The following is a 15,236-nucleotide window of genomic DNA, read 5'->3' on the forward strand; positions in this document are numbered from 1 at the left end:
AGTTGAGCAGCACGTACACCTACAGATTGATCCGTTCGTCCTGGGGGATCAGGATTTCGATCACTGCGGATCCGGTTCTTGGTGCGGTGGAAGTTGACGATGTAATTGCCGTAGGTGAGGACGTTTTCCTCGCTGACGGCACGCAGGGCGGTCGACTTGGTGGTGCTGCAATGCGGATGCTCGCGAGAGGGCTTAGGTCACTTAGTGCGGAGATTGCTTCAGCGGCACCAGGGCGCGTTACAACGATCGTGGTCCGAGAGGTTAGTTACAACGAAGCTGATTTCCAGGAAGAGGGCTTGGCGGCAGCGATTGTCGGCTGGGCTGTAGCTGAGTTCGGACTTCCGGATCGGGACATCGGCGCCTTTTTCGACGCAGAAGCTAACCGGTACATCTTCGATTTGTGGTCGAAAGATCAAGCTTAGGTTGCTGGGTCGAAAGTGATATCGGTTAGACGAAATTTGAAATGCTCTTCGCCCGCAGCTTTGCCTCGAAGGGGTGAGGGTTGGCTTTACCCCCGCATTAGCAAAATTTCGGTAGCGTCCTTCTCGGGTCGTTGCGGCAATTTGTGGCGTGGTTTCCGTAAACAAGATGACGGAGTCTGAGTGGAAACTCTCAAATATCGTGAACGACCGGCACTGCGGTTCGGTCCGATCGGCCTCGTTGTGGCCATGGCTGTCTGGACAATGGCAGTTGTTCTCAGCCCGGCCCCTGCGCATGCCGACGCGGCCGGCAGGGGTGGTGATTTCGTGCCGATCGACAGCGTGCCCCTCCTGGACACTCGCGACGGCACCGGCGGCACCACCGGTGTTCGGGGCGCCAAGTCCGTCACCACGTTCAACGCCGTCGGCATCGCCGGTATCCCGAGCAGCGGGGTCAGCGCGTTGATGGTCGACGTGACGGCCATCTACCCGACCGCCAACACGTTCCTGACCATCTACCCGGACCTGACGGACCCGAAGGCTTCGGCCATGAACGCCTCCATCGGTGAGGTCATGACCAACTCGGCGGTGGTCAAGCCCGGTACGAACGGCAAGCTCGCGGTGCGCAACGCGGGCGGCAACGTCCACATCCGCGTGGACGTGGTGGGCTACTTCACCGCCGCCACCGGCAGCATCGGCTCCGGTTTCGTGCCGGTGAACCACACTCGGGTGGTCGACAGCCGGACCGGACAGGGAATCACCGCCGGCACGATGCCCACCCGTGGAACGCGTACCGCGAACATCTCCGGCAGCGGGCTCGTGCCCAGTTCCGCGACGGCCGTCATGTTGGACGTCGTGGTCATCGGCGCGACCGGCAACGGTTGGTTGACCGTCGGATCGAGCACGGCTGCGGAGACCGGCATCGACTACGCCAAGGGCGCCACCTCGATGGGGATGGTCGTCAAGCTGAACCCTGGCGCCGGCGGCGCGGTGGTGTTGGAGAATCGCGGGCAGGCCGTGCATGTCGCCATCACCGTCCAGGGCTACTGGACCGGCAGCCCGACCACCGGTGCCGGCCTGCGCACGGTTCCGGCGACCACCCTGTACGACAGCCGCTTCCCCAGTGGCGCCCAGCCGGTGCCCGCCTACGGCACCGTCGATGTCGCGGTAGCGGGCACCAACGGCCTGCCGACCCGTGGCATCGCCGCGGCCGTCCTCAATGTGCACGCGGTCGCCCCGACTGTTGACGGGTTCTTCAACGTCACGCCCCTGGGCAGCGCCTTGAACGTTGCGTCGACGACGAACTTCCCCGCCGCGCACGTCGCCCGGTCCAGCATCGTGGTGACCAAGCTGGGCACCGAGGGGAAGGTCCAAATCAGGAACGCCAGCAGCGGGACCGTGCACATCGTGGTCGACCTGCAGGGCTGGTACGCCGACCCGATGCCGTTCCTGCCGACGGAGTCCTTCTCCCGCTCGACGGCGTTGCAGGGGGAGCCGAGCGATGGCAGCTCGCTCGGGGTCATCGTCTACGCGCACACCGACAACACCGGGCAGGTGCGGGTCGTCCACCAGCAGAACCCGGACGACTTCAGCAGCGTCCAGCACGTTCCCCAGTTCGGTGCGGAGGCGTTCACCGGGCAGCCCGCCTTGAATGTGCAGAACGGCACCAAGCAGGTGCAGATCAGCGCCCTGCACACCACCGGCACCGTGTGGACCGGTGCCCAGTCGGCGGCGAACGCGGCGACCTGGGCGACGACCGGGAACCTCGGCGGCACCATGGTGGGCCGGCCTGCCTCGGTCACCCTCGCCGACGGCACCAGCGTGATCTTCGCCGTGGACGTCGATGGTCGCCTCTGGCACTACCGACAGACCGGGACGGCTGCGTCGTGGAAGAGCCTCGGTGACGTCGACCTCACCGGCGGCGTCACTCTGGTGAAGGTCGACGCCGGTGTCCGACTGGTCGCCACCACCATGACCGGCACCATCAAGACCGCGCTCTACTCCACCGACGGCACCCTCAGTGCGTGGGTCGACCTCGGCGGAAACGTGACCGGTGTGCCAGCCGCCTTCATCAACCAGGGCTACCGGACCGCCGTGGTGGCCCGTGCCGCCGACGGTTCGCTGATCATGAAGAAGCAGGAACTGGGTGGGGCCTGGCCGGCGACCTGGCAGACGGTGGGTACGTTCACCGCAGCTGGTTCCCCGGCCGCGATCCTCGACCCGGCGTTGGGCCGGATCGCTGTCGTCGCCCGCGGGCCCGACAACGAGATGTACCGGGTTTACGAGACCGAGCAGGGCTCCAGCACCTTTGGTGAGTGGCTGCGCCTGTACGAGAACCCGAGCGACCCGACCGCCGCCACCGCCGCCACCGATCCCACCATCGCGCCGATCCAGAACTCCGGCGGAACCGGCTTCGTGGTGGTCTACAGCAACCGGAACAACACCACCATCGCGCTGGACCGGCGGTTCGCCGCCCCCGGTGGGATGGCGGCAGCGAAGGCCAGCCCGTCGGCGGTCAGCTTCACCGCACACCTGATCCCGACGCCGAAGTCCTGAGCCTCGGTACCACCAGCTTGGGGGCCTTCGTCCACGTGACGGAGGCCCCCGGGTCGTTGTTCACCGGCTCGGCGCCTGCTTCCTAGACTGGGGCGATGAGCGTTGGCACGGACGGTCGGGGGATGGCCGAACTGGCGGCCCTGCTGGCCGACGGCACCCGCGCCGGGATGTGCCTGGCGCTGCTCGACGGGCGGGCATGGACCGCAGGTGAGCTGGCACGGCGCGCCGGTGTCGCCCCGTCGACGGCCAGCGACCACCTCACCCGACTCGTCCGCGGTGGGCTGCTCGTCGAGGAACGGCAGGGCCGCCACCGTTACCTGCGGCTGGCCGGGCCGTCGGTGGCCCAGCTCATCGAGGACCTGGCCGGGCACGCCCCGGCCACGCCCACCCCGACCGGGTCGCTGCGCGCGGCGACCGCGAGCGCTTCCCTGGCGTACGCCCGGACCTGCTACGACCACCTCGCCGGGCGGCTGGGCGTGCTGATGTACGACGCGCTGCTCAGCGAGCGCCGACTCGACCGGGCCAGTGGCTTGGCGCTCACGCCCGACGGGTGGGCCTGGGCGGCCGGGTTGGGCGTACCCGTGGACGTGCTGCGCGTCGCCCGCCGCCCGGTGGTCCGCGACTGCCTGGACTGGACCGAACGCCGCCCGCACCTGGCCGGCGCGCTCGGCGCGGCGCTCTGCCGCCGCTTCACCGAGCTGGGCTGGATCAGCCAGGGCATCGGCCGCGCCGTCCGTCTCACTCCCACCGGCCGCCCCGGCCTGGCCGCGGCCCTGGCCATCCCCGAACACACCCTCGACCTGCCGGTGGTCCCGCCGCCCACGAGCGGTCGCGCCTGACCGGCGAGCAGCGGGTGACAGTGGCGGGATCGTTCGGTGTGGGGCGAACGGTTCGCGCCCTACGGTCGGGCGGTGACTGACACCTGGCCGCACATTGCGCCCGCCCCGGGAACACCCTCGTGTGGACCGCCCTCGTTCGAACCGGAACGCGGTTGGTGGGTGACCCGGCACGCCGACGTGCGCGCCGCGCTGACCGACCCGGCGTTCCAGGTGCCTGCCGTCGACACCGGTCCGCCCGGCACCCTCGCCTGGCTGCGCGCCACGGTCAGCCGCTTCAGTCCACCGCTACGGCACGCCGACCGTCGGGCGGTCGCAGTGCGCGCGCTGGCCCCGCTGGCCCCGGACGACCTGCGACTGGATGCGGTGCGGCTGACCGTGGCCGTTCTCGACCGTGCCGGCGACAGCGTCGACGTGATGCGGGAACTGGCCCGGCCGGTGCCGCTGCGGACGTTGGCCGATCGCCTCGGTTTCGCTGATCCGGCAGCCGTCGGGACGGCGGTCGCGGTCGTCGCGGCGGCGTACCACCCGGGGGTGGACCCGGCCCTGACCGCGCGGGCCGACGTGGCGGTGACGGCGCTGCTGGCGCTCGCGCCGCAGGGTCCGCCGGAGGTACGGGCGAACCTGATCGGTCTGCTGGTCCAGGCGTGTGATGCCACCGCCGGCCTGATCGGCGCCGCCGCCCATCAGCTGCTGCCCCCGGGTGTGCCGACCACGGCGCGGACCGCCGACCTGCTGGCCGAGGTGCTGCGCCTCGACCCACCGGTCCGGGCCACCCGACGGGTCACCGTCGACGAGGTACGGTTGGGCGGGCGGGATCTGCCGGCCGGAAGCCCGGTGCTGCTGCGCTTCGACGCGGCCAATCGTGACCCGCAGGTGTTCACCGAACCCGCGACGTTCCGGCCCGGTCGGCCCGGTGCCGGGCAGTTGACCTTCGGGACGGGGGAGCGGGGTTGCCCCGGCGACCGGCACGCCCTGGCGCTGGCCACCGGTGTGCTCGACGTGCTGCGGGAACGCTGCCGGCGCGGCCCCACCCCGATGAGTTACGAACCGCACCCGACCCTGCGGGTGCCGACAACCCTGGAGGTGAGCGCCCGATGATCGAACGTCGGGCCGCGTTCCACGCCCTGCACCGCGCCGGCCGCCCCCTGCTGTTGCCCAACGCGTGGGACCGCGCCTCGGCGGCGGCGCTCGCCGCGCGTGGACATCCGGCCATCGGCACCACCAGCCTCGGGGTCGCCGCGACCGCCGGCCTTCCCGACGGCGTCGCGGCCACCGCAGCGGAGACCCTCGCCCTGGCCCGCCGGCTGGCTCGCCTGCCGGTACTGCTCAGCGTGGACGTGGAGGCCGGATTCAGTGACGACCCGGCCGAGGTCGCCGAGTACGTCAGGGAGTTGGCCGGGCTCGGCGTGGTCGGGATCAACCTGGAGGACGGGCGCGCCGATGGCACCCTCGCCGACACCGAGGTCGCCGCCGCCAAGATTGTGGCGGTGAAGGCGGCGGTGCCGGACCTGTTCGTCAACGCCCGCACCGACACCTGGTGGCTCGGGGTGGACGAACCACTGCCGCAGACCCTCGCCCGTGCACGTGCCTACCAGATGGCCGGTGCCGATGGGATCTTCGTGCCCGGGACCGCCGACCTGGCCACCCTGCGCGTCCTCACCGAGCGGATCGACGCTCCGGTGAACGCGTTGTACCAGCCGGGCGGCCCAGGGCTGGCTGAGTTGGGCGGGGCCGGGGTGGCCCGGGTCAGCACCGGCTCGCTGCTGTTCCGGGCCGCGCTGGGCGCCGCGCTCGCCGCCGCCGACGCCGTCCGCGACGGCGGGCCCACCGCTGCGGGGGGACTGCCGTCGTACGCCGAGGTGCAGGCCCTGGTGCCGACGGGCGGCGACTGACGGTGGCGGCCCGGGGGGCTCGGCGGTGCGTGGTGGGCTTGGGCTTGGCTCGTGCTTTGCGTCCCGTCGGCGCGGCCGTGTTCGGGCCCGCGCGGGACGGCCCGATGGTGGTGGGTGGCGGGTTGGTCGGTGCCTTTGGAGCTGAATCGTTTGTGACATCACGGGCCCGCTCGCTCCGGGCTTTCGGGCTCGCGCTCGGGTGGTCTCCCCAGGCGGGCCGCCGCCAGGACGGGGCGCGGCGGTGGTGATTCGTTGACGACATCAGCTCCAAAGGCGCCACATTGACGTGCCACCGCCCGGGCCGGTGCGTCGTCCGCGCACCCTTCGAGGGGAAATAGGAGGAATGTTCGGTCCGTTCCGGTCCCGATGATTACGGTGTGTTTCAGGGCGAACCTACCCAATGCCGTGACCGGAGAGAGGGACCCGTCATGCGAGTGCCCAGCCGTAGCCCGGGACAGCAGCCCGGTTCGCCTCCGTCGCCCACCGCTCCGGCCCGCCGTCGACCCTCCGGTGCGACCCCCCGCCGCGTGTCCGCCCCCGCCCCCGACCTGCCCGCTTACCGGGCCGCCGTCGCCGAACTGCTGGTCGAGGTCGGCGCACTGGCCGACGCGGCGAGCACCCGGGCCCGGCAGGTGCTCATCGACGAGCGGCTGCGGGAACCGGCGCTCGCCGCCGTCCTCGACGCCACCCCGCAGGGGCTGATCGGCGCGCGCGAGACGTTGCTGCTGGAGATGGCCCGCTACCAACCGAACGAGCGCACGTCGGCGACCGACCTCAGCGCGCTGGTCCGGATCTACCTGCTCTCCCGCATCGACGTGCTGTGGTGGCAGGACGCACCGACCTTCGTCACCGACGACCAGGTCAACGGCAGCCCCGAGCTGGTCGACCTGGAATGGCTGCGCCGCCGCGACCTGCTGCGCTTCCGTTACCAGGAGCAGCCCGCCACGATACTGGGCCGGGCCGCCCGCGGGCTGCGTCGCCGGCTGCGACCCGACGCGACCCCGCGCACCGCGGGGCTGCTGTTCCGCCGCGCCCGGCGCGAGGTGGTGGCGCTGCTCAACGACATCGGACGGGAGTTCTCCGCCGTCGCGCCGCCGGCCACCCCGCCGCTCTGGGTGACCAGCCTGGTCCGCAGCGCCGAACACCAGTACCGGCTGCGCCGTCTGGGCTATGCGGCGATGCTGCCCAGCGGGCACTGCCTCGGCTACTCGGCCGACGTCGAGTTGGCCTGGTTCGAGCGTTTCGGCGCGCGCGAGGCCCTGGCGGAACTGCTGCTGAGCCGGCAGGAGGCCGGTGAGCTGAACGTGATCGACGAGGGGCAGGCCTGGCACCTCTGTCTCGCGCCCACCGCCCGGCGTCGCCTACGCCGGTCCTACGAGGCCGAGATGGGGGTCTGAGCCGGTGTGCGGCATCGCGTTGAGCATCGGCCCCGAGGCCGACCCGGCGACCTTCCGGCGGATGCTCGCCGCCCTGGCCCCGCGTGGTGAGGTCACCGAGACCCGGTCCGAGAGCGGGCTGCTCGCCGGCACCCGGCGGCTGCGGATCGTCGACCGGGACCGGGCGGTGCAGCCGTGGACGTCGACCGACGAGCGGTGGCTGCTCTGCTTCAACGGCGAAATCTTCAACCACCGGGAGTTGCGGGCGCAGCTGACCCGCCTGGGGCAGACCTTCCGCACCGAGAGCGACACCGAGGTGCTGCTCGCCGCGTTCCAGCAGTGGGGCGAGGCGGCGGCGACCCGACTCCGCGGCGAGTACGCCTTCGCGGTCGTCGAACGGGCCACCGGCCGGGCGTACCTGGCCCGCGACCCGCTCGGGGTCAAGCCGCTGTACTGGTCCCGACGACCCGGCTGCCTGCACCTCGCCTCCGAGGTCAAGGCGCTCGTCGGGCACGGCGCCCCGATCGTCGAGGTGCCGCCCGGGCACCACGGCTGGGCGGAGGCGGACGGGCACGTGCGACTGAGTCCGTACGTCGACCTGCTCACCATCGCCGACGGCCTACCGGTCATCGACGACCCGGACGAGGCTGCGCTGCTGGTCCGCGCAGCGCTCAGCGACTCGATCCGGATGCGGGTGGAGACCGACCTGACCGTCGGGGTGGTGCTCTCCGGTGGCCTGGACAGCTCGTTGACCCTGCGGCAGGTCCGCGACATTCACCCGGACTGCGTCGCGGTGACAGTCGGCGTCGCGGACAGCCCCGACGTGGCGTACGCCCGGCGGCTCGCCGCCGACCTCGACGTGCCACACGTGGTGGTCGAACTGCGTCCGCGCGACATCCGGCTCGCCGACGTCCGCGAGGCCGTCCGGATCTCCGAGCTGACCGAGTACGGCGACATCATCAACGCGGTCGTCTCGGTGCCGATCTTCCGGCGGCTCCGCGATCTGGGCATCAAGGTGGTGCTGACCGGCGACGGCTCCGACGAGCTGTTCGGCGGGTACCCGATGTATCACCAGGTCGCCCCGGCGGCGGCCCGCCGCCTGTTCCTGCACCGGATCCGCAACCTGTGCCGCACCGAGTTGCAGCGCGTCGACCGGGCCGCGATGGCGTACGGCGTGGAGGCCCGGGTGCCGTTCCTCGACCTCAGCGTGGTGGAGCTGGCGATGCGGTTGCCGGTGGATCTGAAGCTGCGCCACGGGCAGGAGAAGTGGATCGTCCGGCGGGCGTTCGCCGACGTGCTGCCGGACTACATCCTCCGCCGTCGGAAGAACCCGATGTCGTACTCGTCGGGGTTGCACGAGCGGGTCCGGCTGTACAAGCCGCTCTTCGCCCGGCTGCACCGCTCCTTCGGCTACGACCTGCAGGAGCCGGTCCGTCGGGACTTCGACACCGTGTTGAGCCGCTGCGGCAACGACCTGGACCGGGCCATCGCCGACGGGCTGACCCGACCCGACTACACGGTCCTGGAGCACGCCCGCGACCTGGTCGGCGCGGCCAAGTGGAACGCCGCTCCGATGGTCCGCCGGCTGGTCGGCCCCCGCCCCGCCCGCCACTGACGGCTGCCCCGCACGCCACGCTTGACTCTGACACGGTGTCAGGGACGAGTGTGAGGGGGCCATGTTCACCATCGGAGACTTCGCCAGACTCGGCCGGGTGTCGGTGCGGATGCTGCGCCACTACGACAGCATCGGCCTGCTGCCCCCCGCCAGCGTCGACCCGCACACCGGCTACCGCTTCTACCGCGCCGACCAACTGCGCCGGCTCAACCGGGTGATCGCCCTCAAGGAGCTGGGCCTCACCCTCGAACAGGTGCGCTCCATCGTCGACGACGCCGTCGACGTGGCCGAGCTGCGCGGCATGCTGCGGCTGCGCCGGAGCCAGCTGGCGGAACAGTTGGCCGCCGACACGGCCCGGCTCACGGCCGTCGAGGCGAGGCTTCGAATGATCGAGTCGGAGGGTCGGATGACCACCCAGGACGTCGTCCTCAAGGAGATCGCGCCGGTCCGCGTGGCGGAGCTGACCGCCGTCGCGCCCAGTTACCAGGGTGAGGACATCGGCCCGGTGATCCAGCCGCTCTACCCGGAGTTGTTCCGTCGGCTGAGCGCCGCCAGGATCACCCCGACGGGGCCGAGCATCGCCTGGTACGAGCCCGTCGACCCGGGCGGCGACGCTGTCGTCGTCCACGCCGGTGTGCTCGTCGACGCCGAGCCGTCCGCGGCGCCCGACGTCACGGTGCGCGACCTGCCGGAGCTGCGCACCGCTGCGACGATCATTCATCACGGGGCGATGGACGACGTCGAGCCGAGCATGCAGGCGCTCGCCCGGTGGATCGAGGAGAACGGCTACCGCACCGACGGCTTCGCCCGGGAGGTCTACCTCGACTACTGCCCGGACACCCCGGAGAAGGGCGTCACCGAGCTTCAGGTCGCCGTGTACCGCGACTGAGCGCTCAGCTCACCAGCAGCAGCGCGCCGACCGCGGCGAGCGTCGCGGTGACCGCGAGCAGGGTGCTGGTCAGCACGAAGCGGGTCACCGGCACCGCGACCCGGGCCGCCCGGCAGCGCTCGAACCACAGCAGGGTGGCCAGTGACGCCCAGGGGGCGGCCAGCGGGCCGACGTTGGTGCCGATCAGCAGGGCCAGCAGGCGGGTGTGGTCACTGGCCGGCAGCACCGACTCGCCGGCCAGGTAGGCGGGCAGGTTGTTCACCGCGTTGGCGAGCAGCGCTCCGGTGCCGCCGGCGCGCAGGGCGCCCAGGGCGCCGCCGTCGGCGCCGACCAAAGTGCCGACCAGGTCGTCCAGGCCGTGCCGGCCGAGGGTCTGCACCACCAGGAACAGGCCGGTGACGAAGAACAGCAGGCGCACCGGGACCAGCCCCGGGCGCAGCGTGGTGGGGGAGCGGACCAGGAACCCGACCAGCACCAGCGCGAGCCCGACGGTGGAGGCGATCTCGATCTCCACGCCGGCGAGGATGCCGGCGACGAAGATCAGGCAACCGGCGAGCGCCGTACGGTGCAGCACCGGGTCGGCCGGTACGTGCCGGGTCGGCGGGACGAAGCGTCCACCGGCGGGCCGCTCCCGCCGCCACCATCCGAACCAGAGCAGGGCCATGGTGACCGCCACGGCGGCGAGCTGCGGCAACGCCATCCGAGCCGCGTACGTCAGCGGTGCCAGCCCGACCCGGTCGGCGGCGAGCAGGTTGGTCAGGTTCGACACCGGCAGCAGCAGGCTCGCGGTGTTCGCCAACCAGACCGTGGTGACGGCGAGCGGGGCGGCGGGGATCCGCAGGTTGCGGGCCAGCGCGAGCAGCACCGGGGTGAGCAGTACGGCTGTGGTGTCGAGGTTGAGTACAAGGGTGGTCAGCGTGGCGAGACCGCCGCAGAGCAGGAACAGCGCGGCCCACCTGCCCCGGGAGGCGATGGCCAGTCGGCTGGCCAGCACGTCGAAGACACCGGCCACCGCGGTCAGCTCGGCGAGCACGATCACGGTGCCGAGGAACAGCAGCAGCGGCAGGATCCGGTGCAGGGTGGCGGTGGTCTCCGCCCGGGGGAGTAGCCCGCTCAACGCGCAGGCCGCCCCGACGACGGCGAGGACGGCCGCCACCACGTCCAGCGGGTGGGGCCGCCAACGCGTGGTCGGTTCGGGCGGGGCTGCGAGGGTCACAACTGTTCACGTTGACACAGGGTCTGACCAGGTGCCCGGCAACCCCACGCCCTGGTGACCAGCCCCACCGTGGCGACCTGCCGCCGGGCACGGGCCGGGCCCGGCCCCCGACGATCGGGGACCGGGCCCGGTGTGGTGCGCGGTGCCTACCAGCCCAGGTAGCTGGGCTGGGTCTGCACGTTGAGCTCCTGGTAACGGGTCAGCTTGGCCGACCAGGTACGCCAGTCGTTCAGCTCCAGGACGTCCAGGCCCTTCACCATGTCGTTCGAGTAGATGTGGCCGTTGTAGTAGTACGCGGACCAGGTGCCGCCGCCGACGAAGGTGTCGGCCGACAGCGGGCCGCGCTCCCAGAAGGCGATCTCCTTCGGGTTGGCCGAGTCGGTGAAGTCGAACACCGAGATGCCACCCTGGTACCACGCCTGGACCATGATGTCCTTGCCGAGCACCGGGATGAGCGAGCCGTTGTGCGCCACGCAGTTCTCGGTGTCGGCGTTCGCCCGGGGGATCTTGTAGTAGCTGCGGAAGGTCATCGTCCGGGCGTTGCCGCGGCCGGCGATGTCGTAGATGGCGTCCGCGCCGCGGTTCGGGCCGACGGTCTCGTTGCAGGTCGCCGCCCCGCCACCACCCAGCTCGTCGGTGAAGATCACCTTGGTGCCGGAGTTGTTGAAGGTGGCCGAGTGCCAGAACGCGAAGTTGGTCTCGTCCCGGACCCGGTTGATGACCCGGGGGGCCTCGCGGTTCTTGATGTCGAGCAGGATGCCGTCACCCATGCAGGCGCCGGCGGCCAGGTCCTTCGACGGGTAGGCGGTGATGTCGTGGCAACCGGTGGTCGCCGAGCCGGTCGGGCTGCCGGGGAAGCCACCGTCCGGGAAGAGGTTCGGCGTCGCGACCACTGCCGCGTCGGTCGGCTTCTTCAGCGGCACCTTCACGATGGAGATGGAGTCGTGCGGCGGCTGGCAGTCCGGGAATTCGGCCCGCGGGCTGTACGACGAGACGTACAGGTAGACGGCCTTGCGGTCCTTGCCCGGCACCAGGGTGTGGGTGTGGGAGCCACAGGCGGTCTCGACGGACTTGATGTAGCGCGGGTTGGCCTTGTCCTTGATGTCGAAGACCTTGATGCCCTCCCACGAGCCCTTCACGTCCGCTCCCTGCGTGGTGCTGTTGCAGGAGTCGTCGCTGCGCGACGAGTCGGTGGAGAGGAAGAGCAGGTCACCGTGGACGGAGATGTCGTTCTGCGACCCCGGGCAGAGCACCCGGGCCTTGACCGTCGGCGCGCTGGGCCGCGAGATGTCGTAGATGACGAAGCCGTTGTAGTTGCCGGCGAACGCGTACTTGCCCTGGAAGGCGATGTCGCTGTTCGTCGCGTCCAGTGGGGCGACCTTGGGCAGGTTGGCGATCTGGCGCAGGTTGGGGCTGCTGACGATCTCGTCGACGCCGGGGATCGCGTTGGTGAGCGCGGGAGCCGGGGCCGCCTGCGGCACCGTCTGGGCGCTGCTCGCCGGGGCGACGAGGGCGCTGGCGACGAGGAGGCCGGTCGTGGCGAGCGCCACGACACGCAGTTGTCGTAACCGTGGCTTGTGGAATCTGATCATCGGCGGGGCCCTTCGCAAGGGGGAGACGATGGTTGACACGTTACCGTTCGACGAAGATCGTCGATGTGAGCTGGATCACATGAAAGCGGGTTCTTCAATGGATAGCATCGCGGTGACCTCGACTGCAGGGAGTGGCCCATGACCAACCGGCGCGCACGCATCCTGGCCGTCGTCACATTGGCTCTCGTGTTGCCGCTGGTGGTGTTCATGGTGATCCGCCTCGACGGCGACACCGGTACGGGCGCACCGCAGCCGGTCTCCGCCCCCGCCACCTCCGCCGCGTCGCCCCCGGCCAGCCCCGTCCCCACCGACCTGACCGTCATCGCGCCCGGCCGTCCGGGCGAGACGGCGGCCACCCGCCCGGCGCACGAGGTCCGCGACGCCGGTCCCGCCCCGCACAACTCGCTGGACGTCTGGTTCGTCCGGATGATGATCCCGCACCACGCGCAGGCCCTGGCGATGGCGGAGCTCGCCCCCGACCGGGCCGCCGACCCCGACGTCCGGGCGATCGCCGAGCGCATCCGGGCCAGCCAGGGGCCGGAGATGGGCATGATGCGCGGCTGGCTGCAGACCCGTGGCCTCCCGGCGGAGGTGCAGGGGCACGACCACGGCACCATGCGCGGCATGCAGTCGCCAGAGGCGATGCGGCAGCTCGCCGCGGCCCGTGGCGCTGACTTCGACACGCTCTTCGTCCGGATGATGACCGAGCACCACCAGGGCGCCATCGAGATGGCCACCAACCTGCTCACCGTCGGCTCCGACCTGACGCTCAACGAGTTCGCCAACTCTGTCGCCACCGAGCAGACCGTCGAGATCGACCGCATGCGCGAAGTCCTCGGCGGCTGAGCCCGAGCGCCCCGGCACGTACGCTGGGTGACCGTGACACGCACCCTGTTCGGTCGCCCGCTGCGCGGCGTCGCCTTCGACGTGGCCGTCGCCGCGCTGGTGGTCCTCGTCTCGTTAGCCGCGGCGGTGAACCAGCCGGGCGGTTGGGCGGCCACGGCGGTCGGCCTGGGGATGGCGGTCGCGTTGCTGTTCCGCCGCACCCACCCGAGCGCGGTGACGGTCGCGGTCGCGGCGCTCGCGCTGATCCAGGTCATCGCCCGCTGGGGTCCACTCATCTACGACGTGGCCGTCCTGATCGCGCTCTACAGCGTGGTGAAGTACGGCCGGCGGCTGCGCGACGGCGTGTTGGCCGGCGCTGTCGCGGCCGTCGGGGTGCTGCTGGCCGCCGCGCAGACCCCCAACGTCATCCAGTGGTGGGTGACCGCGCTGTGGTATGCGCTGGTCACCGGCGCGGTGTGGTTGGTCGCGCTGAACGTGCGGACCCGCCGGCTCTACGTGCTCAGCCTGGAGGAGCGGGCCACCACCCTGGAACGCGAGCGGGAGGCCGAGTCCCGGGCGGCGGTCGCCGAGGAACGCACCCGGATCGCCCGTGAGCTGCACGACGTGGTCGCCCACAGCATGGCTGTGATGATCGTCCAGGCGGACGGGGCCCGGTTCATGCTCGACCGTGACCCCGCCCAGGCGCGCACCGCCGTGAAGGTGGTCGCGGACACCGGCCGGCAGGCGCTGGAGGAGATGCGCCGCCTGGTCGGCGTTCTCCGCGACGCCGGCCCCGCCGGCGCGGACGGGGCCGACGGGCTCGCGGTGGCGGCCGACCCCGAGCACCGACGCCTCGCGCTGGCCGAGCTGCCCGACCTGCTGGCCCGGTTCGACGACGCCGGTCTGCACGTCCGCAGCACCGTCACCGGTGTGCCACCGGCCCTGCCGCCGGGCCTGGAGCTGACCGTCTACCGGGTCGTGCAGGAGGCGCTGACCAACGCCCTCAAGCACGCCGGCGTCGGCGCCGGCGTGGAGGTCGTGCTGTCGTACACCGCCGAGGCCGTCGTGGTCCGGGTGGTCGACGACGGTCGCGGCCGCCCGCTGGTCAGCCCGGCGCCGTCCGGCGGTCACGGCCTGCTCGGCATGCGGGAGCGGGTGACGGTGTACGACGGCAGCCTCACCGCCGGTCCCCGGCCGACCGGGGGCTGGCAGGTCGAGGTTCGGCTGCCGCTACCGTCAGAGCCGGCAACGGAGGTGATCGCGGCATGACGGTCCGGGTAGTGATCGTGGACGACCAGGCGCTGGTCCGCGCCGGGTTCCGGATGGTGCTGGAATCCCAGCCCGACCTGGAGGTCGTCGGGGAGGCCATCGACGGCGCGGACGCCCTGCGGGTGCTCGCCCGCACCGAGGCCGACGTGGTCGTGATGGACATCCGGATGCCCACGATGGACGGGGTGGAGGCGACCCGTCGACTCTGCGCCGAGCGGCCAGCGGGTGGCCCTCGGGTGCTGGTGCTGACCACCTTCGACACCGAGGCGGACGCGTTCGCGGCGCTGCAGGCCGGGGCGAGTGGCTTCCTGCTCAAGAACGTCCCGCCGGAGGAGCTGCTGGCCGCGATCCGGGTGGTGGCCCAGGGCGACTCGGTGGTGGCTCCGTCGATCACCCGGCGGCTGCTGGACCGGTTCGCCGGGCAGCTCGGCGCCGCCCCCAGCGCCGACCCTCGACTCGCGCAGCTCACCGAACGGGAACGGGAGGTGCTGCTGCTGGTCGCCCAGGGGCTGTCCAACGCGGAGATCGCCGCCCGGGTGCACGTGGCCGAGGCGACGGTGAAGACCCACGTCGGGCGGATCCTGGGCAAACTTCAGCTGCGCGACCGGGTCCAGGCGGTGGTCCTGGCGTACGAGAGCGGGCTGGTCACGCCCGGCGGATGACTCCGCGTACGACCTGGGTCGTAGCGGCCGGCGTTCGCACCGCGACCCGGGGCGCACGCAGGTCGAGCGCACAGGTGGAGATCGAC

13 protein-coding genes are annotated in these 15,236 nt (G+C 71.4%); 11 read left to right on the forward strand and 2 right to left on the reverse strand.

Annotated features, from left to right (window positions below):
* Nucleotides 1-2 precede the first annotated feature (2 nt).
* The 8 genes from ACGF3C_RS32590 (at nt 3) to ACGF3C_RS32625 (ending at nt 9,586) form a co-directional block, all read left to right on the forward strand.
* The gene (locus tag ACGF3C_RS32590) at nt 3-422 is read left to right on the forward strand and encodes a hypothetical protein (protein WP_357232575.1); all 420 of its coding nucleotides are present in this window, start codon (nt 3-5) and stop codon (nt 420-422) included.
* 324 nt (nt 423-746) lie between these two features.
* A complete protein-coding gene (locus ACGF3C_RS32595) occupies nt 747-2,975 on the forward strand; it encodes a hypothetical protein (RefSeq protein WP_393227571.1) in 2,229 nt (742 codons plus the stop codon).
* Nucleotides 2,976-3,070: 95 nt separating this feature from the next.
* The gene (locus ACGF3C_RS32600) at nt 3,071-3,814 is read left to right on the forward strand and encodes an ArsR/SmtB family transcription factor (protein ID WP_393227572.1); all 744 of its coding nucleotides are present in this window, start codon (nt 3,071-3,073) and stop codon (nt 3,812-3,814) included.
* 159 nt (nt 3,815-3,973) lie between these two features.
* On the forward strand, nt 3,974-4,912 hold the full coding sequence (locus ACGF3C_RS32605; RefSeq protein ID WP_393227574.1) for a cytochrome P450: 939 nt from the start codon (nt 3,974-3,976) through the stop codon (nt 4,910-4,912).
* Nucleotides 4,909-5,706 carry an isocitrate lyase/phosphoenolpyruvate mutase family protein gene (locus tag ACGF3C_RS32610; protein ID WP_393227576.1) on the forward strand — a complete coding sequence of 266 codons (798 nt, stop codon included), beginning with the start codon at nt 4,909-4,911 and terminating at the stop codon, nt 5,704-5,706. Before ACGF3C_RS32605 ends, ACGF3C_RS32610 begins: the two co-directional genes overlap by 4 nt.
* A 428-nt stretch (nt 5,707-6,134) precedes the next feature.
* Nucleotides 6,135-7,103: a DUF5715 family protein gene (locus tag ACGF3C_RS32615; protein ID WP_357230068.1), complete on the forward strand. Its 969-nt coding sequence runs from the start codon at nt 6,135-6,137 to the stop codon at nt 7,101-7,103.
* A gap of 4 nt (nt 7,104-7,107) precedes the next feature.
* Nucleotides 7,108-8,697 carry an asparagine synthetase B family protein gene (locus ACGF3C_RS32620; protein WP_393227578.1) on the forward strand — a complete coding sequence of 530 codons (1,590 nt, stop codon included), beginning with the start codon at nt 7,108-7,110 and terminating at the stop codon, nt 8,695-8,697.
* A 61-nt stretch (nt 8,698-8,758) separates the two neighbouring features.
* On the forward strand, nt 8,759-9,586 hold the full coding sequence (locus ACGF3C_RS32625; protein ID WP_393227580.1) for a MerR family transcriptional regulator: 828 nt from the start codon (nt 8,759-8,761) through the stop codon (nt 9,584-9,586).
* A gap of 4 nt (nt 9,587-9,590) precedes the next feature.
* Here ACGF3C_RS32625 and ACGF3C_RS32630 read toward each other — a convergent pair whose 3' ends face one another.
* Nucleotides 9,591-10,802, reverse strand: coding sequence for an SLC13 family permease (locus tag ACGF3C_RS32630; protein WP_393227581.1), 1,212 nt, complete (start codon nt 10,800-10,802; stop codon nt 9,591-9,593).
* 146 nt (nt 10,803-10,948) lie between these two features.
* Nucleotides 10,949-12,394, reverse strand: coding sequence for an LVIVD repeat-containing protein (locus ACGF3C_RS32635; protein ID WP_393227583.1), 1,446 nt, complete (start codon nt 12,392-12,394; stop codon nt 10,949-10,951).
* 138 nt (nt 12,395-12,532) lie between these two features.
* Between ACGF3C_RS32635 and ACGF3C_RS32640 the strand changes: the two genes are divergently transcribed.
* Genes ACGF3C_RS32640 through ACGF3C_RS32650 form a run of 3 tightly spaced genes read left to right on the forward strand, consistent with a single transcriptional unit; the run spans nt 12,533 to nt 15,150 of the window.
* Complete coding sequence (locus ACGF3C_RS32640; protein ID WP_357230058.1) at nt 12,533-13,240, forward strand: DUF305 domain-containing protein; 708 nt, start codon at nt 12,533-12,535, stop codon at nt 13,238-13,240.
* A gap of 27 nt (nt 13,241-13,267) precedes the next feature.
* The gene (locus ACGF3C_RS32645) at nt 13,268-14,488 is read left to right on the forward strand and encodes a sensor histidine kinase (RefSeq protein WP_393227585.1); all 1,221 of its coding nucleotides are present in this window, start codon (nt 13,268-13,270) and stop codon (nt 14,486-14,488) included.
* Entirely contained in the window at nt 14,485-15,150 is a 666-nt protein-coding gene (locus tag ACGF3C_RS32650) for a response regulator transcription factor (protein ID WP_357197819.1), read from the forward strand. Before ACGF3C_RS32645 ends, ACGF3C_RS32650 begins: the two co-directional genes overlap by 4 nt.
* Nucleotides 15,151-15,236: the final 86 nt, after the last annotated feature.

Source organism: Micromonospora sp. NPDC047762 (genome assembly GCF_043204655.1).
GTDB lineage: Bacteria > Actinomycetota > Actinomycetes > Mycobacteriales > Micromonosporaceae > Micromonospora.

Coding starts and splice junctions, on each gene's coding strand:
- ACGF3C_RS32635 (WP_393227583.1), bottom strand. CDS start 12,394: ATGATCAGATTCCACAAGCCACGGTTACGACAACTGCGTGTCGTGGCG.
- ACGF3C_RS32640 (WP_357230058.1), top strand. CDS start 12,533: ATGACCAACCGGCGCGCACGCATCCTGGCCGTCGTCACATTGGCTCTC.
- ACGF3C_RS32615 (WP_357230068.1), top strand. CDS start 6,135: ATGCGAGTGCCCAGCCGTAGCCCGGGACAGCAGCCCGGTTCGCCTCCG.
- ACGF3C_RS32610 (WP_393227576.1), top strand. CDS start 4,909: ATGATCGAACGTCGGGCCGCGTTCCACGCCCTGCACCGCGCCGGCCGC.
- ACGF3C_RS32600 (WP_393227572.1), top strand. CDS start 3,071: ATGAGCGTTGGCACGGACGGTCGGGGGATGGCCGAACTGGCGGCCCTG.
- ACGF3C_RS32650 (WP_357197819.1), top strand. CDS start 14,485: ATGACGGTCCGGGTAGTGATCGTGGACGACCAGGCGCTGGTCCGCGCC.
- ACGF3C_RS32625 (WP_393227580.1), top strand. CDS start 8,759: ATGTTCACCATCGGAGACTTCGCCAGACTCGGCCGGGTGTCGGTGCGG.